17 protein-coding genes are annotated in these 22,256 nt (G+C 69.6%); 7 read left to right on the forward strand and 10 right to left on the reverse strand.

The window, feature by feature from the left end; all coding sequences use genetic code 11:
• The first annotated feature begins 1 nt into the window (after position 1).
• The 4 genes from ABZT18_RS16105 to ABZT18_RS16120 are packed head-to-tail and all read left to right on the forward strand — an operon-like array spanning position 2 to position 2,084.
• The gene (locus ABZT18_RS16105) at positions 2-874 is read left to right on the forward strand and encodes a type II secretion system F family protein (RefSeq protein ID WP_354993120.1); all 873 of its coding nucleotides are present in this window, start codon (positions 2-4) and stop codon (positions 872-874) included.
• Positions 875-898: 24 nt separating this feature from the next.
• Complete coding sequence (locus ABZT18_RS16110) at positions 899-1,108, forward strand: hypothetical protein (RefSeq protein ID WP_354992791.1); 210 nt, start codon at positions 899-901, stop codon at positions 1,106-1,108.
• 8 nt (positions 1,109-1,116) lie between these two features.
• On the forward strand, positions 1,117-1,563 hold the full coding sequence (locus ABZT18_RS16115; protein WP_354992792.1) for a TadE family protein: 447 nt from the start codon (positions 1,117-1,119) through the stop codon (positions 1,561-1,563).
• On the forward strand, positions 1,560-2,084 hold the full coding sequence (locus ABZT18_RS16120; RefSeq protein ID WP_354992793.1) for a pilus assembly protein: 525 nt from the start codon (positions 1,560-1,562) through the stop codon (positions 2,082-2,084). The genes ABZT18_RS16115 and ABZT18_RS16120 overlap by 4 nt, the downstream gene beginning before the upstream one ends.
• Before the next feature lie 68 nt (positions 2,085-2,152).
• Here ABZT18_RS16120 and ABZT18_RS16125 read toward each other — a convergent pair whose 3' ends face one another.
• Positions 2,153-2,605, reverse strand: a complete 453-nt coding sequence (locus tag ABZT18_RS16125; RefSeq protein WP_354992794.1) for an HIT family protein — start codon at positions 2,603-2,605, stop codon at positions 2,153-2,155.
• Between the two features lie 119 nt (positions 2,606-2,724).
• Between ABZT18_RS16125 and ABZT18_RS16130 the strand changes: the two genes are divergently transcribed.
• Positions 2,725-3,096: a hypothetical protein gene (locus ABZT18_RS16130; protein WP_354993121.1), complete on the forward strand. Its 372-nt coding sequence runs from the start codon at positions 2,725-2,727 to the stop codon at positions 3,094-3,096.
• Positions 3,097-3,110: 14 nt separating this feature from the next.
• Complete coding sequence (locus ABZT18_RS16135) at positions 3,111-4,784, forward strand: LysM domain-containing protein (RefSeq protein ID WP_354992795.1); 1,674 nt, start codon at positions 3,111-3,113, stop codon at positions 4,782-4,784.
• A 439-nt stretch (positions 4,785-5,223) separates the two neighbouring features.
• Here ABZT18_RS16135 and ABZT18_RS16140 read toward each other — a convergent pair whose 3' ends face one another.
• The gene (locus ABZT18_RS16140; protein WP_354992796.1) at positions 5,224-6,078 is read right to left on the reverse strand and encodes a Rieske 2Fe-2S domain-containing protein; all 855 of its coding nucleotides are present in this window, start codon (positions 6,076-6,078) and stop codon (positions 5,224-5,226) included.
• 190 nt (positions 6,079-6,268) lie between these two features.
• Here ABZT18_RS16140 and ABZT18_RS16145 point away from each other — a divergent pair, with 190 nt between their 5' ends.
• Entirely contained in the window at positions 6,269-7,039 is a 771-nt protein-coding gene (locus ABZT18_RS16145; RefSeq protein WP_354992797.1) for a crotonase/enoyl-CoA hydratase family protein, read from the forward strand.
• Between the two features lie 30 nt (positions 7,040-7,069).
• Here ABZT18_RS16145 and ABZT18_RS16150 read toward each other — a convergent pair whose 3' ends face one another.
• From ABZT18_RS16150 to ABZT18_RS16185, 8 genes are all read right to left on the reverse strand, one after another.
• Complete coding sequence (locus tag ABZT18_RS16150; protein ID WP_354992798.1) at positions 7,070-10,783, reverse strand: discoidin domain-containing protein; 3,714 nt, start codon at positions 10,781-10,783, stop codon at positions 7,070-7,072.
• A 191-nt stretch (positions 10,784-10,974) separates the two neighbouring features.
• Positions 10,975-13,857: a discoidin domain-containing protein gene (locus ABZT18_RS16155; RefSeq protein ID WP_354992799.1), complete on the reverse strand. Its 2,883-nt coding sequence runs from the start codon at positions 13,855-13,857 to the stop codon at positions 10,975-10,977.
• 141 nt (positions 13,858-13,998) lie between these two features.
• Positions 13,999-15,663, reverse strand: a complete 1,665-nt coding sequence (locus ABZT18_RS16160; RefSeq protein WP_354992800.1) for a glycoside hydrolase family 13 protein — start codon at positions 15,661-15,663, stop codon at positions 13,999-14,001.
• Positions 15,664-15,764: 101 nt separating this feature from the next.
• Positions 15,765-16,652: a carbohydrate ABC transporter permease gene (locus ABZT18_RS16165; protein ID WP_354992801.1), complete on the reverse strand. Its 888-nt coding sequence runs from the start codon at positions 16,650-16,652 to the stop codon at positions 15,765-15,767.
• Positions 16,653-16,663: 11 nt separating this feature from the next.
• A complete protein-coding gene (locus tag ABZT18_RS16170; RefSeq protein WP_354992802.1) occupies positions 16,664-17,620 on the reverse strand; it encodes a sugar ABC transporter permease in 957 nt (318 codons plus the stop codon).
• Between the two features lie 87 nt (positions 17,621-17,707).
• Positions 17,708-19,087: an extracellular solute-binding protein gene (locus ABZT18_RS16175; RefSeq protein ID WP_354992803.1), complete on the reverse strand. Its 1,380-nt coding sequence runs from the start codon at positions 19,085-19,087 to the stop codon at positions 17,708-17,710.
• A gap of 333 nt (positions 19,088-19,420) precedes the next feature.
• A complete protein-coding gene (locus ABZT18_RS16180) occupies positions 19,421-20,425 on the reverse strand; it encodes a LacI family DNA-binding transcriptional regulator (protein WP_354992804.1) in 1,005 nt (334 codons plus the stop codon).
• Positions 20,426-20,709: 284 nt separating this feature from the next.
• On the reverse strand, positions 20,710-22,185 hold the full coding sequence (locus tag ABZT18_RS16185; RefSeq protein ID WP_354992805.1) for an NAD(P)/FAD-dependent oxidoreductase: 1,476 nt from the start codon (positions 22,183-22,185) through the stop codon (positions 20,710-20,712).
• Between the last annotated feature and the right edge of the window lie 71 nt (positions 22,186-22,256).

Consider the following 22,256-nt stretch of genomic DNA (forward strand, 5'->3'; position numbering starts at 1 on the left):
CGTGGTCCTGAACGTGCACCTGGCCATCGCGGTGTGCGGCGGGGCGGCCATCGGGTTGGGCGTGTTCCTGGTGGTCCGCGAGCTGGTGCCGGCGACTCCGGCGCTCGGGCCGGCGCTGCGCCGGCTGCACCAGCCGCCGGGCACCGGCCGGGTCGCCACTCCCGCTTCCCGACGGCTGGACTGGCTGGCCGGGTTGTCCCGTTGGCTGCGTCCGCCGCACCGGCAGCTCGCCCTGATCGGCCAGACCCCCGAGCAGTACGCGCTGTCGGTGCTGCTCTCCGCGCTGATCGGGCTCGCCACGCCGACCGTGCTCGGGGTGGCGCTGTTGGTGCTCGGCGTCTCGTTCCCGCTTGTCATACCGGTGCTCGGCAGCCTCGGCCTGGCACTGATGGGCGGGTTGCTGGCACACCGGGCCGTACTGACCAAGGCCGATGCCGCCCGAGACGAGTTCCGCCAGGCCGTCTGCACGTACCTGGACCTGGTGGCGTTGCAGCTCTCCGCCGCGCATGGGCCGGTGCAGTCGCTGGAGCGGGCGGCGGCGGTCTGCGACGGCTGGGTGTTCGACCGACTCCAGGAGTCGTTGCGGATCGCCCAGATGCAGATGCACGCGCCCTGGGACGAGCTGCGCGACCTCGCCGACAAGATCGGCATTCCGGAGCTGGGCGACGTTGGCGCGATCATGCGCTCCTCCGGCAGCGAGGGGGCGCAGGTGCACGAGACCCTGCGCAGCCGGGCCGACTCGCTACGCGACCAGATCCGCACCGACAACCTCGCCCGCGCCGAGGGGGTGACCAGCCGACTCGATATCCCGGGCGCACTGCTCGTCTTCGTGCTGCTCGGTTTTGTCGTCTATCCGTTCATCGCCCGTATTTGACCTCATCCCCTGAAGGAGCACGCCATGTCCATCCTGAGCTACCTGCACGTCGCGCTGACGACGCGCCTGGCCGAGCTGCGCCACGACGGCGAGCGCGGTGACAGCCCGGTGCCGACCGCAGTGATCATCTTTGGGCTGGTCTTCGTCGCCACGATCGTCACTGGCCTGGCCCTGAGCAGGGCCAACAACTGGATGACCAACATCCCGACCTTCTCGAACCCCACGGCCCCGTAGTAGCCGGCATGAGTCGAGCCCCGATCCCGAGGTGGCACCGGGCGGTCAACGCCGCCCGGCGCCACCTCGCGGCCGGTGACCGGGAACGGGGTGCCAACCCGGTGGAGCTGGCCGTGATGATGCCGCTGATCCTGGTGCTGCTCTTCGCCTCGATCCAGGTCGCGGCCGTCTTCCTCGCCCGCTCCACCGCGTTGAACGCCGCCCAGAGCGGCGTCAACGCCCAACGGCTGCACCAGGCCGGGGACGGCGCCGGGGTCAACCGCGCCACCAACTTCCTGGAGGCTGCCGGCGGCTGGCTGGTGGGCTGGGACAAGGCCGGCCCGAGCTGCGTCACCACCGACGACGTCGAGGTGACCTGCACGGTGAGCGGCCGGTCCCTGTCAGTGGTGCCCGGCGTGGACTTCGCGGTGCGGCAGACCGCCCACGGGACGGTGGAAAGGGTGACCCCGCCATGAACCGCACCGCCGAGCAGGGCTCGGTCTCCATCGAGGTGGCGGTCCTCGCGCCCGCCTTCATCGCGCTGATGGTGCTGGCCGGCGTGGTCGGGCGCAGCGCGGTGGCGGCGGAGGCGATCGGTGCCGCCGCGCACGACGCTGCCCGCGCCGCCTCGATCTCCCGGGACGCGGGCGACGCCCGAACCGCAGCCTTGGATGCCGCCCAGAAACAACTGGACTGGCACGGCTTGGCCTGCACCAACGACCTGAACCCGAGGTTCACCGGCTCGGTGGCCGGCACGTCCACCAGCTTCGACGACGCCTTCAGCAGCCCGGTCGGTATGGACGCCACGGTGACCGTGGAGATCAGTTGCCTGGTGTCCTTGAAGGACATCACGCTCGACATCCTGCCCGGCATGCCGACCGACAAGCGGATCACGGCGAGCTTCACCTCGCCACTGGACCGCTACCGGAGCAGAGCCCTCGGGTCCGGGATCACGGGAGCGGGTTCCGCGGTGAACACGAGTGCGGGTGGCGCGTGATGAGGATACGGATCAGACACCGTTCCAGATCCAGCCCCGGTGGGAGCTTTCCCGAAAGACGCCCGGTCCTATCCGCCGACGTGATCAAGCTGTGCACGGAGTGCCGCCGCGAGTTCGTCCTGCTGCTGCTCATCGACGCGTTGCTCCTGCGGTGTACCCAGGTAGGCGAAAACGCGAGGGCCGCGGCGGTCCTCAGGGAGATCGGGCATTCGTGGCACCACGTGGAAGTGAACGTGGGCGAAGCCCTCCTTCTCGGCGAACTGCACCAGGTACGTCTTCGCACATCCGGTCACGGCACCCAGGGCCCGGGAGAGCCGGACCTGCCAGGTGCCGAGGCTCGCCGCTTCGGCATCGGTCAGGTCGGCGATCGAGGTCACGTGCCTGCGCGGGACGAGCACCAGCCAGCCCGGCAAGGCCGAGTCGAAGGCGTGGGCGGCCCGCCAGTAATCGTCGGCCGCGACGAGCTCCCGTGGCGGCAGCGAGTCGATCCGCTCGTTGTGCTGGCAGGCGAGACAGTCCATTGTCGAATGTTAGTACGTGGTCTCCGATGACTGGGCTTCTCGGAGGGTCAGGACCGTGGCGTCGGGCGGGGGGCTCGCACGGCGAGCACGGCCGGGTGAGCATCTTCCTGGCAGTGACGATGATCGGCGTACTGGCCATCATCGGCCTCTCCTTCGATGGTGCCGGGCAGTTGCGCACCCTGCAACGTGCCGAGAACCTGGCTGCCGAGGCGGCCCGCGCCGGCGGTCAGGCCATCGACCGGGCCGCCGCGATCGAGGGCGGGCCCAAGCGGATCGACCAGCAGGAGGCCCCCGTGGCCGTGGCCAACTACCTGACCTCCGCCGGCACCACCGGCCACACCGTGAGCTTCCCGCAGATCGGCGGGGAGACCCTGATCCGGGTAACCGTCACGATCACCTACCAGCGCTCGATGCTCGGGCTGTTCGGCTTCGACAACACGGTCACCGTCACCGGCGAGGCGACCGCGCGAGCCATCACCGCAGGACCGTAGGAAGGAAGGCAGCCATGCCCGTATCGGGTGGGTCCCTCGTACGGCGGACCGGACGGGTCCTCACCGGCATCGGCGCGCTGGCCGTGCTCTGCGCGCTGCTGGCCGGCGCGCCGATCGCGCTGCTGGCCTTCGCCGGCAACCCCCTGCCTGATCACCTCCCCACGATCAGCGAGGTGGGCACCGCTCTGACCAGCCGCGACGACGGTCAGCTCTTCCTGCGGGCACTGGCTGTGGCCGGCTGGTTCGGCTGGGCCACGTTCGCCTTCTCCGTCCTCGTCGAGTTGGGGGCGCAGAGCCTGCGCCGACCGGCGCCGAAGCTGCCCGGGATGGGTCGCCAGCAGAAGGCCGCCGCCGCGCTGGTCGGCTCGGTCGCGCTGATCCTCGCTGCCAGCCCGGCCGCCGCCAGCGCCGCGGCGGTCTACGGCGCCCCGGCGTACGCGAATCCGGACGCACCAGCCGTCGCCACCCTCGCCGCGCCGAGCCGCGCAGGCGCGACATTCGATACGGCTGCCCCGCCGACCCGGAGCGGGCTACTCGGCTTGGCCGGGACCGGGCTCGCCGCACCCGGTGGCTCCGCAGGGAACGACGAGGCTGAGCCGGTATACCGGGTGGCGCGGGGCGACTACCTCGGCGAGGTGGCCGAGCGTTACCTGGACGAGTTCGGCGACTACCGCCAGCTCGCCAAGCTGAACAAGCTCGACGACCCGGACCGGATCCGCCCCGGCCAACTACTCCGACTGCCCACGGAGGCCGCCGACCAGGGGGCCCGGCAGCACGCCACCGGCCGGCTGGTCGACCGGCCCGCAGCGCCGAAGCCGCCTGCGCCCCGGCCGGCGCCGGAGCGGGCGGCACCGGAGCGGGCCGCACCCGAGCGGGCGGCACCGGAGCCGGCGGACACGGCACCACCCAGCGGTACGGAGTCAGCAGGTCAACCGCCCGCGATGACCGTCGGCGCAGCCCGGGCCAGCACCACCGACCGGGTGAACCGACCGCTGGCGGTATCCGCCGTGCTGGCCGTGGCGAGCATCGTCGGCGCTCAGATCGGCGCGGTACTCGGGCTGCGCCGCCGTCCCGCCACCGCCGGAGCGGCTCCCCGGCTGGCCACGTCCTCCCGCACGCCCCGGGGCGGCGCGGGCCGGAGCACCGGCGGCACTGGCGGCACTGGCCGGACCGGCGGAAGCACTGGCCGGACCGGCGCGAGCAGTGGCTGGACCGGGAGAAGCAGCGGCCGGACCGGCGGGAGCACGAACCGGGGTACTGACGGCACCGGCCAGACCAACAGCGCCACCCTGCGGACCAGCGGTGGGACCGCCGGAAGCGGTGCCGCGTGGGCCGCCAGCCGGGCGGCCGCGGCCATCGAAGCCCCAGGAACGCTGAACGGCGGCACGGCACCGATCAGCACCGGCATGGCACCTCGCGACGGCGGAATGCCACTTCCCGGCAGCGGGATGGCTCCTCCCGGCAGTATGGCGCCCGCCGGTGGCGGGCTGGCACCTCCCGGTGGCATGGCGCCCGCCGGCGGCGGCATGGCACCTCCCGGTAGCGGGATGGCACCCGCCGGTGCACCGGGCTGGGATGGTGACGACGATTGGGCTGGCGATGGCGCCGGAGGCGGCCTGCTCGCTGGCGGGCACGGTCTGGACTCCGTGCCGGACGGACCGCCGGTCGGCCGACACCGACGCAGTTGATCCGGACCCAGCCCGAGTTTGCTCTCGGCCGCCTGCGGCGACCGGCGGAACGCAGAGGCAATGGCCTGGTCACCGCAGTCGGCAGTCGGCAGCGGCAGCGGCAGCGGCAGCGGCAGCGGCAGCGGCAGCGGCAGCGGCAGCGGCAGCGGCAGCGGACTATGCCGAAGCTCGGGGGCAAGGTGTTCGGAGGGCGTCATGACTCTGAGGCATAAATATGACTCAGAGGCATCATCGTCATAAGCAACACCGCCTCCGCAGCAGGGAGCATCGGTGTCGGGCGGCCCACCGCGACGCCGGAGGCGCCCGCCGTCAGCGGGCCCGATCGCATGGCTGCGTCGCCGTGCGCCTGCGCGCCTGCGCGACTGCGCGACTGCGCGACTGCGCGACTGCGCGACTGCGCGACTGCGCGACTGTCAGGGTGCCACTACGGTCGTGACTGTCAGGGCAGGCGGGTCTGGAGCACTCCGTCCTGGATCCGGGTGGGCAGGATCTGTTGATCGTTGCCGGACGGGCCCTGCACGACCTCGCCGCCGTTGAGTCGGAACGCGCTGCCGTGCCACGGGCAGACCACGCAGGCATGACCGTCGATCTCTTGGACCTCACCCTCGCCGAGCGGCCCGCTCTGGTGCGGGCAACGCTCCAACATCACGGTGACCTCGTCATCGTGCCGGTAGAGGATCACCGAGATGTCGTCGTCCACCTCTCGGGTGATCAGGGTGCGTTGCGGCAGCGTCGCCATGTCGACCAGCGAGTGCCAGCCGTCGGTCATGCGATGCAGCTCGGAGATGCTCTGGTTGACCTGCGCCCCCTGCTTGTACGCGAGGTGACCCCCGATGTACGCCCCGAGGCTCACGGCGGAGAGCCCGATAAACCCGAGTGCCCGGCCGACGCCGTGCCGGCCGGAGAGCCGTGCGGCCAGCGAGCCGGCGTAGAGCGTCATGCCGACGGTGTTGGCGGCGGCATGCACCAGGCCGACCCGGCGCTGGTCCCGCGCGAGTGCCGCCCAGTCGTTCAGCCCCGCGATGGCCGCCGGCACCGCGCTGATGGTGCCCAGGCCGACCAGCATGGTGGCGGGTCGGCGTTGCCCCGGCATCAGGTCCAGCACGGCGGCGCTGATCCAGGCACCCACCGGCACCTGCACCATCGCCGGGTGCAGGGGGTGGCCCAGGGTCACCCCGTGCAGCAGGTCCCGCAGCCGCCGCGGACGCAGCGTGCTGAGGACCGCCCGCTGCAAGCGGTCACCGGTCCGGTCGAGGCTGGATGCCTGCTCAACTTTCGTCAGAAGTTCTCGCACGAGTACCGACTTCCCGGCAAACGAGGTCGCAAACCGACCAAGGGTGACAAACCTGCAGCGCAACGTGATCAACCGCTGCTCTTGCACTTTCCTGCCCCGACAACACGGCAGAAACGCCTCGTACTGGCGACCGAAAGTGCAAGATCGACGGGGATTGCGGGTGGCAGGGCTCGGCCGGCATGCTGACGTGATGGGTGTGTGGGTGGAGCGTGTCGGGCCGGTAACCACCGTGGTGCTGGATCGGGTGGCGGCTCGGAACGCCGTTGACGGACCGACCGCCCGGGCGCTGGCGGACGCCTTCCGAGCCTTCGAGGCCGACCCGGACGCGGCGGTGGCTGTGCTCTGGGGTGCCGGTGGCACCTTCTGCGCCGGAGCCGACCTCAAGGCGATCGGCACGCCGAGCGGCAACCGGGTGGAGCCGGAGGGAGATGGCCCGATGGGTCCGACCCGGATGGCGCTCAGCAAACCGGTGATCGCGGCGATCTCCGGGTACGCGGTGGCGGGCGGGCTCGAGTTGGCGCTCTGGTGCGACCTGCGCGTCGCCGAGTCCGACGCGACGCTCGGGGTGTTCTGCCGCCGCTGGGGAGTGCCACTGATCGACGGTGGCACCGTTCGGCTGCCCCGGCTGATCGGCGAGAGCCGGGCGATGGACCTGATCCTCACGGGCCGCCCGGTGCCGGCCGATGAGGCGTACGCGATGGGGTTGGTCAATCGGCTGGTGCCACCCGGCCAGGCGCGGGCCGCGGCCGAGGAACTGGCGGCGGAGATCGCCCGGCACCCGCAGACCTGCCTGCGCAACGATCGGGCGGCGGTGCTGGCCGGCGCCGGGCGGCCCGAGCCGGAGGCGCTGGCGACCGAGTTGGCGTACGGGATGAACTCGCTGGCCACCGACGCGGCGGCCGGCGCGGCACGGTTCTCCGCCGGCGAGGGTCGGCACGGCACGATGCCGCCGGGAGGGTGAACCTCCCGGCGGCACCCGGTGCGGGCCAGATCAGTTGCGGTTGATGGTGAAGGTTGTCGTGGTGTTGCGGATGTCCTGGTAGTTGTTGGTCAGCCGCAGGTTGTTGAAGGTGACCGAGCCGACCGCCGGGCCCTGACCGGGTTCCGGCATCTCGTTGGCCCAGATCGCGTAGCCCGACTTCGCGTCGAACGCGTCACCGCTCTTACGGACGCCGCTGATGGAGACGTTGGTGAAGACCGTGTCGGTGATCGGGTTCTCCGGCTGGGATCCGTTGTACTTGGTCTGGAACATGATCCCCGTGTACGTCGGATCGACAATGTCCACGTCGGACACGCGGATGCCGCGGAACTCCTTCGAGGCCGAGAAGACCCAGATCGCGGGGAATGTCTGCGAGCCCCAGAAGTGCCCGCCGGCCCGGATCAGCGAGATGTTCTGGAACTGGGTCGGCGGGCTGGCCCCGAACCCGATGAACGGGTAGCCGAAGTCCAGAGAGCTGATGGTGATCCCCGAGTACGTCAGCATGTCCGCGATGTACAGATTGCGGAAGACGTTGTCGTAGCCGCCGTAAACGGCCAGCCCGGCCGCCCGCCAGGTCAGCGTGGCCGAGAGGTTCTCGAACACGTTGCCGTGGTTGGAGGTCGAGGCGCCCTGGTCGGTGGCCGAGAAGAGGGCGAACGCGTCATCGCCGTTCGACCGCCCCTCGGTGTTGGTGACCAGGTTGTTGGTGCTGCCGTTGGTCAGGTTCACACCGTCGGCGAAGGTGTTCCGGAAGCGGCTGTTGCGGATGGTCAACCCGCTGACGCTCACACCCCAGTACGCGCAGACGGTGTGCTCGACCCAGACACTGTCCAGGGTCATGTTGTCGACGTCCTTCAGCTCACCCCAGACCTTGCCCGGCCCGTCGATGCGGTTGGTGTAGTTGCCGAAGAAGGCCAGGTGCGAGAAGGTCGACCCGCTGGCCGAGGACTCCACCCGGAAGCCCGCGTCAGTGTTCTGCTGGTTGGTCGGCGTCTGGAAACGGGTGTACCACATGCCCGCGCCGACCACCGTGATCGGCTTTCCGTACACCTGGAGCTTCTGCGCGGTCTCGTACGTGCCGGCCGGCAGGTAGACACCGATCAGGTTGCCGGTGGTGTCCATCCGCACGGCGTCCAGCGCGTTCTGGACGTCCTGGTGGCTGAAGCCGGTCGGCACCCGGTATCGGGCCGGGTCCGGGTTGGCCCGCGGTGCGACCAACTCCAGGTTGACGAAGTCGATCGCGTACGTGGTGGTGTTGGCCGGGTCCTTCTGCAACCGGATCCTGCTGCCGGCCGGGATGGTCGAGTTCAACATGACGTTCGCCTCGTCGTACAGGTGGCGAGGCGGGCCGGCGCTCGGCGAGTCACTCGGGCCAGCCTCCGCACCGTAGAGCCAGATGTGCTTGGAGGTCAGGTTGATCGGCTTGTGCAGGGTGCCGTTGACGTAGATGTTCAGCGTCGAGTCGATGCCTCCGCCGCCCGGCGAATCGGGGATGGAGAAGCGGGTGACCAGGGTGTTGGTCGCCGCCCGGGTGGTCCACTCGACGTACGAGCCGGTGCTGTTCAGGGTCACCGCTCGACGTCCGGACGCCTCACCGCCAAGGTTGCCGATGTCCCGGTTCGGCCCGACCTGCCCGGCGCCACCGCCGGTGGTGCCATCCTCCGCCTCGTACATGTCGTAGCCGAGGTTGGCGCCGCGCCCCACGAAGAGTGGGCGGTCACTGGTGTTGTTGGTCTGCTTGACCGGCAGCTCGTTGCCGTCGACGGCGAGCACCACCCGGACGGTGTACTTGCCGTTCGCGGCGGTCCAGGTGCCCAGGCTGATCGGGCCGACCGTCGCCCCCGCGTTGATCACGCCGGAGTACGAGCCGGTCACGGTACGGACCACGGTGCCGGCCTCGTTGAGGACGGTCAGGGTGATGCCGTGCGTGCCGGACGCGGACGCCTGATTGCCGGCGTTGCGGATCGACACGGAGAAGTTGACGGTGCTGCCGGGCGGTGGGTTGCCCGGTGACCAGTCGACCGCGGAGGCGACCAGGTCGGAGCTGGCGATAGCGCCGACCACGAGCGGGCTGGGGTTGGTGTAGCTGTTGTTGGTGTCGTCCTGCTCGACGACGGTGTTCGACTCGTCGACCTTCGCGCTGAGCGGGTAGCTGCCCGAGTCACGCGTGCCGATGCTGGCCGTGACCGTGGTCGAGGCGCCGGCCGCGAGGCCGCCGACCGACGCGGTGCCGACCCGGGTGGAGCCCAGGTAGAAGTTGACGTTCGTGGCACCGGACGCCGCCGAGCCCGCGTTGCGTACGGTCGCGGAGAGCGTGATGGTACTGGTCTCCACGGGCGCGGACGGGCTGAACGACATGCCGGTGACCGTCAGGTCCGGGTTCGGTGCCGGGGTGCCGAAGACCTGGAACTCGGCCACCTGTCCGGCCGGGGCGCCGGTGTTCGAGGCGATCGAGAGCCGCACGTCGGCCGCCGCGCCGGAGACCGGGATGGTCACCGTGTTGCCGCTGCCCGGGTTGAAGGTGTAGTTCGCCGCGGCGACCAGAGTGGTGAAGGTCGAGGAGCCCTGGTCGCGGCCGAGCACGGTGATGTTCTGCGTACGCGCACCCCAGGCCGAGTCCGGGTTCAGCTTCAGCACGACCTGGCTGAGGCTGGCGTTCGCGCCGAGCTGCACGGTCAGCGTGCTCGGGTTGCCGTTGCCCTCCCAGTAGGTGGCCACGTTGTTGTCGTTGGCGTTGGTGGCCACGAACGTGTGCACGAACCCGGAGGCGGTGATCGGCTTGCCGACCGCCAGGTTGGTGCCGACCGGCGGGTTGCCGGTGCCGGTCCGGGTCACGGTGTTGCTGTTCGCCGACTGGTTGCCGGCCGCGTCCTTGGCCCGCACGGAGTACGAGACCGTGGCGCTGTCGGGCTGGCTGTCGGTGTACGTCAGCGTCGAGCCGTTGACGCTGCCGCGCAGCGCGCCGTTGGCGTAGACGTCGTACCCGGTCACCCCGACGTTGTCGGTGGACGCCGACCAGGTGAGCCGGATCTGCCCAGCGGCCGGCTGGGTGTACGCCAGGTTGCCGGGGACGCTGGGAGCCTGGGTGTCGGGGCTGCCGACGGCGCCGTAGACCTCGACCTCGGAGAACTGCGCGGCGGGCCAGCCGCTGTTGCCGGTGACCTGCACTCGTACGTAGCGGGTGCTCGCGGCAGTGAAGCTGACGGTCGCGGTGTTGCCGGTGGCCGGGTTGAAGGTGTAGCCGGCGGACGCCTTCAGGGTGGTGAAGGACGAGCCGTTGGTCGAGCCGAGCACCGACAGCGTCTGGGTGCGGGTCTGCCACGCCGACGCGGGCGGCAGTTTGAGTACCACCCGGTCGACGTTGACCGTGGCACCCAGGTCGGCCTGGATCCACTGCGGGAACGCGTTGTTGGCGCTCTCCCAGTAGGTGTCCGCGTTGCCGTCGTTGGCGTTGCTCGCCACGTAGTTCTGGTTGTAGCTGCTGGCTGTCATGGTGGCGGAGAGCCCGGCAAGCATGGCCACGCGTGCGGTGGCTGCCGACGGGTCCACCTTCGGTGCCGCGCTGGCCGCGGGGGTGACGACCGGGGCGGTGACGAGGAGCATCCCGGCGAGCACGCCGGCGAGCACGCCGGCGAGCAGCCGTCGGTGGCCCGTGCGGGTGGTGCCGGGGACGGGATTGGGCGCGCCGGTCGGCGGCGTGCCTCGTCTGGTGCCGTTTCTGGACATGGGGTCGCTACACCTCTTTCGGGGGTGGGTGTGGGTGCGTTGCCCGGCGACGGGTGCAGGGGTACGCCCGTCGTTCCGCGACAGGTGGGGGACGGTGCGGGTTGGGGGCGGGGTCGGACGACCGGGGCTGCGTTGCGCCGGACTGCCCGGACCGGGTGGCCCCCGCCCTGGGCGGGCGGGGGCATCCGGCCCTAGCTGGAATAGATTTCGAACTCGCTGAGCTGACCGGCCGGCCAGCCGCTGTTGCCGGTGACGGTCAGCCGCAGGTACCGCTGGCTGGTCGCCGCGAAGGTCACCGTGACCGTGTTGCCGCTGGACGGGTTGAAGGTGTAGCCGGCGGACGCCTTCAGGGTGGTGAACGTCGAGCCGTTGGTGGAGCCGAGCACCGACAGCGTCTGCGTGCGCGTCTGCCAGGCCGACGACGGTGGGAGCTTCAGCACGACCCGGGACACCGACCGGTTGGCGCCCAGGTCCACGGTCAGCGACTGCGGGAACGCGTTGTTGGCGCTCTCCCAGTAGGTGTTCGGGTTGCCGTCCACTGCGTTGGGGGCGGCGTACACGTCGGAGTGGCTGGTCTCGGTGACCGGCCGCCCGGCCGCGAGGTTGCCGCTGGGCGGCGGCGTGGTCGGGGGTGGCGTGGTGGGCGGCGGCGTGGTCGGCGGCGGCGTGGTGGGCGTGCCGCCGTACACCTCGACTTCGGAGAGTTGCGCGGCCGGCCAGCCGGTGTTGCCGGCGACGGTCACCCGGATGTAGCGGCGGTCACCGGCGGGCAGCCCGATCGACACGGCGTTGCCCGTGCCGGGGTCGAAGACCCGACCGGCGGACGCCGCCAGCGTGGCGTACGACGAGTTGTCGGTGGAACCGAGTACCGACAACGTCTGGGTACGGCGTTCCCAGCCGGCGGGCAGCTTGAGCACCACCCGGTCGACCGACCGGGCCGAGCCCAAATCGATGGTGACTGACTGTGGGAAGGCGTTGTTGGCGCTCTCCCAGTAGCTGGCCGCGTTGCCGTCCACCACGTTCGCCGCCGTGTAGCTCTGGTTGGTGCTGGTCGCGGTCGCCGGCCGGTTCAGCGCCAGGTTTCCGCTGGTCGGGGGCGGGGTGGTCGGTGGTGGCGTGGTCGGCGGCGGAGTGGTCGGAGGTGGCGTGGTGGGAGGCGGCGAGGTGGGTCCGCCACCCCACTGCGGGTTCGGCCACGGGCCGCAGTACGGGGTCGGGGTGTACCAGCCGGAGTTGCCGGCACCCTGGGTGATCTGGAAACCACCGCCGACGCAGTTGTGTATCGGGTTGCTCTGCGCGATGTTGGTGGCGCGAACGTTGGTGAACGACACCTGGCTGGGTGCCTGCACCTGGAGCGCGTACGTACCGGCACCGTCGATCCGCACGTTGTTGAGGTTGATCCCGTTGGTCTGACCCTCGATCCAGTGCAGCGCCGCGTACGAGCTGTCCAGGATGTCGGTGTCGGTGATGTTGATGGTGGGGTTCTGGAACGCCTCGTTGAGGGCGGAGAACCAGATCGCGCCGACGCCGAAGTTCCAGTTGTAGTCCGAGTTGCCGTTACGGATCAACGTGTTCCGGGCGATCGTCCAGGTGCCCTGGACCCCGGTGGCGCCCTGCACGCCCGGGTAGCGGTTCGCGACGTGGATGCCGCCGCCGTTGGTGAGCGAGTCGGCAGTCACGTTGTCGGTGATCTTGATGTCCCGACCGCCGTAGCTGACCAGGTGGTTCGCCAGTAGGGTCACGCCGATGGTGTTGTGGGTGAAGGAGTTGTTGACGTTAGGCACGCTCTGCGCCCACATCGCCAACGCGTCGTCGCCGGTGTTGCGGACGAACGTGTTCGTCACCGTCGAGTTGGTCACGCCGGTGTGGAAGTTCACCCCGTCCGCGGTCTGGTCCAGGATCCGGCTGTTGCGGATGGTGAAGTTGTCCATCGGGCCGTCCATCCACGCCCCGACCTTGGTGTTCTCCAACCAGAGGTTGTCGACCACCGAGTTGGTCATCGCGCCGCCCAGGGCGTTGACCTGATCGTCGTCGATCCGTTCGCGGATGTCGCCGATGATCGCGAAGTCCCGCAGTGTCACGTTGCGGCTCGGCCCGTTCGCCTCGTGCGGGCGGACCGGGCCGGTGTAGCCGCCACCGGGGACGTACTTGCCGTAGATGCCGACGGACCTGTTCCGCTCGGTGGGGTGCCGGCCGCCGAGCACCGAATACCAGGGGCCGGCTCCGCGCAGGGTCACCCCGTCGACCACCACGTGGTCCCAGAGGGTGAAGGTGCCGGTCGGGATCCAGACCGCCCTGCCCTGGGCCTTTCCGGCGTCGACCGCCGCCTGGAACTTCGCGGTCGAGTCGGTCGCGCCACTCGGGTCCGCGCCGAAGTCGGTGACCACGTCGAGCACACCGGCGGGCTTGGTGATCGCCGGGGCGACCAGCTCGAAGTCCGCCAGGTCGATGGTGAACGAGGGCGACTGGGCGGTCGAGGAGACCTGGAACCGGATCTTCGTGCCGGCAGGCTGGGTGCCGCCGAACATCGCCCGGGTCTCGTCGTAGAAGTGGTGCGGGTTGGTGTCGCCCGGGTTGTTGTTGAACGGGTAGCCGCCGTAGTACCAGCCGTACCTCGATGTCACCGGGACCGACTTCAGCAGCGTCCCGTTGGCTCGTAGGTCGATGGCGGCGTCCCGGCCGGTGCCGGCCGGGCTGTCCGGCAGGCTGTACCGGAAGGTGACCGCGTTCGCCGGCGCGGTGAGGGTGAACTCGACGTATTCGCCGACGCCGTCGAGGGTGACGGCCTCCCGGCCGGATGCCTCCGACGGCAGCGTGCCGTAGTGCCGGTCCGGGCCGATCTTCGTGCCGTTGTGGGCGGCCTCCTCCGCCTCCTGCTCGACGAACGGGACGGTCGCGCCGCGGCCGGGGATGTCGAAGGGGGACAGCCCGGCGGCCGAGGCCGGGGTTGCGGTGCCGGTGACCGCGAGGGCGGTCAACGATGTGGCGGCGAGCAGGGTGGCGGCGATGGCGGCCAACCCTGCCCGGGTCGGGTATCGAAGGTGGTGCGGGGTGCCGGTGGTGTGGTTGGCCATGAGCTGCGCTCTCCCTTTCGTCAGGCAGGCCAGATCCCCCCGTGTCGGTGCGGCGTAGCGCGTTCCCCCTCGTTCCTCCTTTCTTCTCGGGTGCGTGGTGCCGGCGGCCGGGACGGGCCGCCGGCACCACGGCGATCAGAGTCAGGTCAGGCCGGGTCCGCCCGCCGCGCGCGGCCCGTTCGCCGATTCGGCGGTACGCAGCCAGACCGCGGTGTCGGACGGCAGCAGCCCGTCGTCGAGTGGCCCGCTGGCCAGCAGCAACTCCCCGTCGGCCGGCAACGGAACAGGTGTGTCGGAGAGGTTGACCAGGCAGCTGAAGCCACCGCCACGGCTGAACGCGAGCACCCCGGCCGGGGCGGGCAGCCAGGTCAACTCGCCGTCACCGAGCGCCCGGTCGGCCCGCCGAGCCTGGATCGCCGACCGGTACAGCTCCAGCATCGAGGCCGAGTCACCGGTCTGCGCGCGGGCGGTCCGGTCCTTCCAGTCGGCCGGCTGCGGCAGCCAGGGCGCTGCGGCACCGGCAGGGCTGAACTCGAACGGCGGCTCGTCACCGGCCCAGGGCAGCGGCACGCGGCAGCCGTCCCGACCCGGGTCGATCCGGCCGGAACGCTCCCACATCGGGTCCTGCCGCATCGCGTACGGGATGTCCTCGACCTCGTAGAGGCCCAGCTCCTCGCCCTGGTAGACGTAGGCGGCGCCGGGCAGCGACAGCGAGAGCAACGCGGCGGCCCGGGCCCGGCGGGTGCCCAGCTCCAGGTCGGTGGGGGTCCCCTCGCGCTTGGCGGCGAAGCTGAACCTGGTGTCCGCCCGACCGTAACGGGTGACGTGCCGGGTGACGTCGTGGTTGGAGAGCACCCAGGTGGCCGGCGCGTTGACCGGCGCGTGCGCGCTCAGCGTCCCGTCGATGCTCTCCCGCAGCGCCGTGGCGTCCCAGGCGCAGCCGAGGAAGTCGAAGTTGAACGCGGCGTGCAGCTCGTCCGGGCGCAGGTAGTTGGCGAACCGCTGCCGGTCCGGCAACCACACCTCACCGATCAGCGCCCGGTCGGCGTACTCGTCGGCGACCCGACGCCAGCCCCGGTAGATGTCGTGCACCCCGTCGAGGTCTTGGAACGGGTGCGGTTGGTCCTCCCGGACCTCGGGTAGCGTCCCGTCCTTGACCAGGAGCCCGGCCGAGTCGATCCGGATGCCGTCCACGCCCCGGTCGAACCAGAACCGCAGGATGTCCTCGAACTCCTCCCGCACCCGGGGGTGGTCCCAGTTGAGGTCCGGCTGTTGGGGGGCGAACAGGTGCAGGTACCAGTCGCCGGGGGTGCCGTCCGGGTTGGTGGTGCGGGTCCAGGTCGGCCCGCCGAACTCACCGACCCAGTCGGTGGGTCGCTCGTCGCCGTTCGGGCCGCGGCCGGGTCGGAACCAGAACAGGTCCCGTTCGGGCGCGCCGGGGCCGCCGGCGAGCGCGGCCTGGAACCAGGGGTGCGCGTCGGAGCAGTGGTTGGGCACCACGTCGACGATGGTCCGGATGCCCAGCGCGTGTGCCTCCGCGATCAGCGCCTCCGCCTCGGCGAGGGTGCCGAAGACCGGGTCGATGTCGCGGTAGTCGGAGACGTCGTAGCCGGCGTCGGCCATCGGGGAGGGATACCAGGGGCTGAACCAGATCGCGTCGATGCCGAGCGCGGACAGGTGGTTCAGCCGGGACCGGATGCCGGCGATGTCGCCGATGCCGTCGCCGTTGCCGTCGGCGAAGCTCCGGGGATACACCTGGTAGATCACGGCTCCCCGCCACCACGGACTTCTGTCAGCTGTGGACACGAGCACCTGCTTTCTGCGTCAGTACGTCGGCGGGTTCGCCGGACCTGGATATGTGTCGGGCGAACGGTCGTTGTTCGCCGCGCGGATGAACGCGGTGGTGGCTATCCCTTGACGCTGCCCGCGGTCAGACCGGACATGATGTTCCGTTGGAAGATCAGGAAGATGATGACGGTCGGGATCGCGGCAATCACCGAGGCGGCGATCACCACGTTCATCGGCGTGCCACCGGCGAAGGCGTAGATGCCGACGCTGACCGTCCGGGTCTCGGGCGAGGGCATGACCAGCTTCGGCCAGAGGAAGTCCTTCCAGACCGCTGTCACGGCGAAGATCGAGACTACGCCGAGGATGGGACGCGACAGCGGCAGGATGATCGACCAGAGCGTGCGCAGCGGCGTCGCCCCGTCCATGAGGGCCGCCGCCATCAACTCCTCCGGAATCGAGTCGAAGAACCGCTTCAACAGGAAGATGTTGAACGCGTTGGCGACCAGCGGCAACCAGATCGCGAAGGGCGAGTCGAGCAGGTTGATGTGCACGATCGGCAGGTCGATCACGGTCACGTACTGCGGGACGATGAGCACCATCGCCGGAATCATCAGCGTTCCCAGCATCAGGGCGAGGATCACGTTGCCGAAGATCGGCCGAAGCTTGGACAACGAGTACGCGGCGGCGGTGTCGAAGACCAGTTGGAACAGCACCGCGCCAACCGCGTAGTAGAAGGTGTTGAACAGCAGCTTGGCGAGCGCCAGGTTGTTCCAGGCGTCGATGTAGTTCTGCGGCTGGGGGTCCTTCGGGAACAGCGAGGGCGGGGTCTGCGCGATCTCCTGGCCGGACTTGAGCGCGCCGGTGACCATCCAGTAGAGCGGTCCGAGGAAGACGAGCGTGAACCCCGCCACGACGACGACCAGCAGCGTCCAGTAGATGACCCGGCCGCGCCCTCGGCTGAGCTGGGCATGAGAGATGAGGGTCCGGGTTCCGGAATCCTGTGCCATTCCTCGCCGTCCTAGTCCTGTTTCGCAGTCAGCCGCACGTACACGGCGGAGAAGCCGGCCAGCACCACGAGCATGATCACGCCCAGGGCGGCGGCACCGTTGAGGTCGTTCTGGAAGAACCCGTGCTGATAGATGAGGTACGCCACCGAGGTCGCGGAGTCCTCCGCGCCCGCACCGTTGGCGAGGATCAGTGGCTCGATGAAGAGCTGCATCGTGGCGACGATCTGCAGCATCGCCAGGAGCGCGAGGATCAGCCGGGTCTGCGGAATCGTCACGTGCCGAATCCGCCGCCAGATCCCGGCACCGTCCAGCTCGGCCGCCTCGTAGAGCTCACCGGGGATGTTCTGCAACGACGCCAGGTAGATCAGCACCGCGCCGCCCATGTTCATCCAGGTGGACGCGACCACCATCGCCGGCATCGTCATCCCGGGCGACTGCATCCACTGCGAGGTGGGCAGGTGCAGTGCCTTGAGGATCGCGTTGAAGAGCCCCGCCTCGCTGGGGTCGTACGCGTAGAACTTGAAGAGGAACAGCGCCGAGGCCGGCGGCAGCATCACCGGCAGGTAGACCAGGATGCGCAGGTACCCCTTGGCGTGCCGGAACTCGTTGAGCAGGATCGCCACGAAGAACGGCACCACGTACCCGAGGACGAGCGCGAGCACCGTGAAGTAGAAGGTGTTCTGCCAGGCCGTCCAGAAGCTGGGGTCGGCGATGATGCGCGAGTAGTTGTCCCAACCAACCCAGGTGGTCTCGCCGCGCCGGGTGCGCTGGAAACTCATCACGATGCCGCGGATCATCGGGTACCAGGAGAAGACGACGAAGCAGAGCACCGCGCCGATCAGGAAAGCGTGACCGGTGAGGTTGTCCCGTACCTTGCGGCCGAGGCTGGTTCGCTGCGGCCTCGCCGAGTACGGCGACGGCGGACGGCCCGGTTTCCTGGGGGTCTCCGGGACGGTGGTGATCGCCAAGGCAACTCCTGGGTCAGTCGGCGACGTCGACGATGCGGTGCGGATGGTGTGGGGGCCGGGTCGGCGTCCCGGCCCCCACACGATCGGTCAGCTCTCGGCGGCGAGGAGTTGGTTGACCTTCTCCTCGGCGGTCTTGAGCAGCGCGTCGATGTTCGAGTTCGGGTTGGTCAGCACACCGGATACCGCGGCGTCGAGCACCGCGTAGACCGCCTGCGCATTGCGCGGCTCACCCTTGATCGGGACCGGGGTCGCCTCGAAGAGCGCGAAGTTCGTCGTGTCGACGTTCGCGTTCGCCTTACGCAGTTCGAGCTCCTGCTTCTGGACCTCACTGCCGTTGGCGAAGAGCAGCGGCTGGGGCAGACCCACCGGGTAGTTCTGCGGCTTGGCCCGGACGTAGTCGAACTGACCCTTGCCCGGGGTCAGCTTCTGGTACGCGATCCACTTCAGACCGGCCTTGACCTGCTCGGGAGTGAGGTCCTTCTTGAAGAAGTAGCCTTCGCCACCGCCGAGCGTCCCCTTCGCCGCGCCGTCCTGGCCGGGCAGGGGGCTCATCGCCCAGTCCTGGAACTTGCCCTGGAACTGGCTGACGATCGCCTGGGTGGCGTCCGGCGCACCGATGAACATGCCGACCTTGCCCGCGCCGGCGTTCGTCAGCAGGTCGCCCCACTGCAGCAGTTGGCGGGCACCCATGCTGTTGTCGCCGTACCGCATGTCCTTGAGGTTCTGCAGGACCTGCTTACCCATGGCGTTGTTGAAGTCGGCCTTCTTGCCGTCCTCCGACAGCACCTGGCCGCCCTGCGAGTAGAGCAGGGAGGTGAAGTGCCAGCCGCCGGTGTTGCCGGCGCTGTACTCCGAGTAGCCGGCGATGCCGTTGCCGAGCGCGGAGATCTTCTTGGCGGCGGCCCGGACCTCGGGCCACGTCTTGGGCGGGTTGTTCACGTCGAGCCCGGCCTGCTGGAAGAGGACCTTGTTGTAGACCAGGCCCATCGAGTAGTTCTTCACCGGGACGGCGTAGAGCTTGCCGCCGTCGGTGAAGACCCCCTTGAGCGCCGGGTCGACGCTGTCCCAGGTCGGGATCGTGTCCTTGTTGGCGTACTGGCTGATGTCCATGGCCTGACCGGAGTCGAGCACCTGCTGGAGATCGGTCATGTACCCGTAGAAGACGTCGGTCACGGTGCCGCCGGCGAGGCGGGCGGTGAAGTCCGGCGGGTTGTTGCACTGCTCGCCGACGCTCACGCTCTTGATGGCGATGTCCGGGTTCAGCCGCTGGAACTCGGTGACGTCGTCGTTCCAGTTCTTCAACAGCTCTTTCTGCGCGCCGACCGGCTGGCAGTCAACCGTGATGGTGACCTTGCCGGCGGCGTTCGTGTCCTTGTCGTCGCTCTTCGTGGAGCATGCCGTGAGGCTGAGCCCCAGACCGGCCACGAGCGCAACCGCCGCAGCCTTTCGGTATTGCGGTACGGACATCTGTCCATCCCTTCGGGAACGGGTGACTCCAGTGACCTTCGCTGATCTGCGGTGATGCGACCTGACGCCCAGTAGCTGCGTCGGAGCCAGGTGTGAGTGGAGTCACTGTAGCGAGGAGGACTCATTTCGGCAAGGTATCGACCCTGTTCCGAAAGGACACGACGTGATTACGGCAGATGCTGGCAAGACTGTGAAAGCAGCCCGGATTATTGCTGTTTGATCCCTTATGGTCGGTCAGTCATTCAGGTCGATGCCGCTCGTTGTGAGCAACGACGAAAACGGCCGCCGACCGCGAGAAGCGGTCGACGGCCGAAGCGTCGTTTGGCGTGGTCCTTAGCGGCGGGGAGCGGGTGCGGTCGAGCCGCGTACCACCAACTCGGGCTCGAACAGCAACTCGTCGTGCAGCACGCCGGCACCTTCGATCTGGGTGACCAGCAGGTCCACGGCCGCCTGCCCCATCGTCTCGATCGGCTGCCGCACCGTGGTCAACGGCGGATCGGTACACGTCATGAACGCGGAGTCGTCGAAGCCCACCACCGACACGTCGGTCGGCACCGAGCGACCCAGCCGCCGGGCCGCACGGATCGTGCCCAGCGCCAGTACGTCGCTGGCACAGATGATGCCGGTCACGCCACGCTCCACCAGCTTGGTCGCGGCTACCCGCGCCCCTTCCATGGAGAAGCTGGAACGTTCGACGTACTCAACGTCGTCATCGCCCCAGCCCGCGGCCTGGATCATCGCGTTCAGCTTGCGCCGGGACGGCACATGCCCCTCCGGGCCGAGCACCATCCCGATCCGTTCGTGCCCGAGTGAGCGCAGATGCCCGTACGCCTGCTCCACCGCCACCGCGTCGTCCGTGGAGACCCGGGGAAAACCCAATTCGTCCACACCCGCGTTGACCAGCACGACCGGAAGACCCCGATCGGTCAGCCGCCGGTAGTGATCGTGCCGGGCGTCGGCGAGCGCATACGAGCCACCAGCGAAGATCACCCCGGAGACCTGGTGGTCGAGGAGCATCTCCACGTAGTCCATTTCGGACACACCACCGATGGTCCGGGCACAGAGAGCCGGGGTGTAGCCACGTTGGGCGAGTGTCCCGGTGACGACCTCGGCCAGCGCCGGGAAGATCGGGTTCTGCAACTCTGGCAACACCAGCCCGACCAGCCGGGCGCGTTCGCCGCGCAGTTTGGTCGGCCGCTCGTAACCGAGCACGTCCAGCGCGGTCAGCACGGCGGTCCGGGTCGACTCGGAGACTCCGTCACGGCCGTTGAGCACCCGGCTGACGGTGGCCTCGCTGACGCCCGCCTTCTTGGCAACTTCAGTCAACCGCTTGGTCACGGTCGCAATCCTACGTCACCACACTGAAAGAAATGAACAGCAAACTGCCGATCATCTGCTTGGTCGCTGCCGCATTCTGCCCACCGCCCGACATTCCGACACGTGGTCGCCGGTCGACGAGAGCATGCTTCTCCGGATGGAGCCTGGTCACCCCGTTGAGCGTTATGACTGTGAGGCATAAACATGCCTGCCAGTCATAACGCATCTCAGGGCGCGGGCGAGGCACGGGCGCGAGGCACGGGCGCGCTGTGGAAAGTGATGCCGGCGGTGAACCAGCGCGGCCGTCAGGACAGGTTGTGCAGCGCGTCCTCGATGGCCCGGTGGAAGGTCGGGTAGGCGTAGATCATGTGCCGAAGTTGGCTCAGTGGCACCGCCGCGTGCACCGCCACCACCAGCCCGGAGAGCACCTCACCGCCGGCCGGGCCGACCGAGGTTGCGCCGATCAGCACGCCTTGGTCAGCGTCCGCGATGAGCTTGATGAAACCCTCGTCGCCGACCTGGTGGATCCAGCCCCGGGTCGAGCTGCCGAGTTTGGTGAAACCGACCTGCACGTTGATGCCGCGGTCGCGGGCCTGCCGCTCGGTGAGCCCGACCGCGCCAACCTCGGGATCGGTGAAGGTCACCCGGGGCAGCGCGCGATAGTCGGCACGCGGGACGGTGCCGGCCGACCCGCTCGACCCGCTGGCGGCCAGCGAGCTGGACGCTCCCATCGCGCCGCCGACCACGCTGGAGGTCCCGCTGGCGTCCGCCCCCGCTTTGGCCTGCCGGGCGCGGGCCAGTATGTCGGCCACCACGATCCCCGCCTGGTACATCGCGATGTGGGTGAAAGCGCCTTCGCCCGTCACGTCACCGACGGCCCAGACGTCGCCGGAGACGTGCAACCGGTCGTCGACCGGCAGGTAACGCTGGCTGGCGTCCAGGCCGATCGTGTCCAACCCCAACTCGTCCAGGTGAGCCTTGCGCCCGGTCACCACCAGCAGCCGGTCGGCAGTGAACTGCGCCCCTTCGCCACCGCGCAGGGTGAACCGGGTTCCGTCGTGCTCGACCCGCTCGGCGCGTACCCCGGTGTGAATCTGCACTCCGTCGGCGCGCAGCGCCGCGGCGGCGACCTCGGACGCTTCCGGTTCCTCGACGGCCAGCACCCGGTCCAGCGCCTCCACCACGGTGACCCGGACCCCGAAGCGGGCGAAGACCTGCGCCAGCTCCAGGCCGATCGCGCCGCCGCCGAGCACCAGCAGCGACTCCGGCAGCTCCTCGACCTCGATCGCCTGATGGTTGGTCCAGTACGGAGTGTCAGCCAAGCCGTCGATCGGGGGCACCGACGGACGGGTGCCGGTGCCCAGCACGATTCCGTGCCGGGCCTGGAACACCTGGTCACCGACGCGGACCCGGCCCGGGCCGTCGAGCCGGCCGCTGCCCCGGACGAACCGGCCGCCCTTGCCGGTGAACCGCTCCACCGCGGCCGTGTCGTCCCAGGTGTCGGTGGCCTCCTCGCGGATCCGCTTCGCCACCGGCGCCCAGTCCGGCTGGACCTGCGCCGTCCCGGCCAGCCCATTCACCCGGCGGGCCTCGGCGAGCGCGTTGGCCGCCCTGATCATCATCTTGCTCGGGATGCAGCCCCAGTACGGGCACTCCCCGCCGACCAGGTCCCGTTCGATGCCGACGACGCTCAGGCCGGCCTCGGCGAGTCGCCCGGCCACCTCCTCGCCGCCGACGCCCAGCCCGACCACGACCACATCCACCAGCTCCGGCTCCGCCACTCGAACAGCATCCCCCAGCGCCACCGCCCCGACCACCAGGGCCGGAGAAAAGTCGGCGCGCTCACCGGGCC

The organism is Micromonospora sp. NPDC005291 (assembly GCF_040607415.1).
In the GTDB taxonomy this organism is placed as follows: Bacteria; Actinomycetota; Actinomycetes; order Mycobacteriales; family Micromonosporaceae; genus Micromonospora.

Bases quoted from the DNA above. Each gene is read 5' to 3' on its own strand.
- ABZT18_RS16150 (WP_354992798.1), bottom strand. From the start codon at position 10,783: ATGTCCAGAAACGGCACCAGACGAGGCACGCCGCCGACCGGCGCGCCC.
- ABZT18_RS16145 (WP_354992797.1), top strand. From the start codon at position 6,269: ATGGGTGTGTGGGTGGAGCGTGTCGGGCCGGTAACCACCGTGGTGCTG.
- ABZT18_RS16175 (WP_354992803.1), bottom strand. From the start codon at position 19,087: ATGTCCGTACCGCAATACCGAAAGGCTGCGGCGGTTGCGCTCGTGGCC.
- ABZT18_RS16155 (WP_354992799.1), bottom strand. From the start codon at position 13,857: ATGGCCAACCACACCACCGGCACCCCGCACCACCTTCGATACCCGACC.
- ABZT18_RS16135 (WP_354992795.1), top strand. From the start codon at position 3,111: ATGCCCGTATCGGGTGGGTCCCTCGTACGGCGGACCGGACGGGTCCTC.
- ABZT18_RS16130 (WP_354993121.1), top strand. From the start codon at position 2,725: ATGATCGGCGTACTGGCCATCATCGGCCTCTCCTTCGATGGTGCCGGG.
- ABZT18_RS16165 (WP_354992801.1), bottom strand. From the start codon at position 16,652: ATGGCACAGGATTCCGGAACCCGGACCCTCATCTCTCATGCCCAGCTC.
- ABZT18_RS16110 (WP_354992791.1), top strand. From the start codon at position 899: ATGTCCATCCTGAGCTACCTGCACGTCGCGCTGACGACGCGCCTGGCC.
- ABZT18_RS16115 (WP_354992792.1), top strand. From the start codon at position 1,117: ATGAGTCGAGCCCCGATCCCGAGGTGGCACCGGGCGGTCAACGCCGCC.
- ABZT18_RS16125 (WP_354992794.1), bottom strand. From the start codon at position 2,605: ATGGACTGTCTCGCCTGCCAGCACAACGAGCGGATCGACTCGCTGCCG.
- ABZT18_RS16120 (WP_354992793.1), top strand. From the start codon at position 1,560: ATGAACCGCACCGCCGAGCAGGGCTCGGTCTCCATCGAGGTGGCGGTC.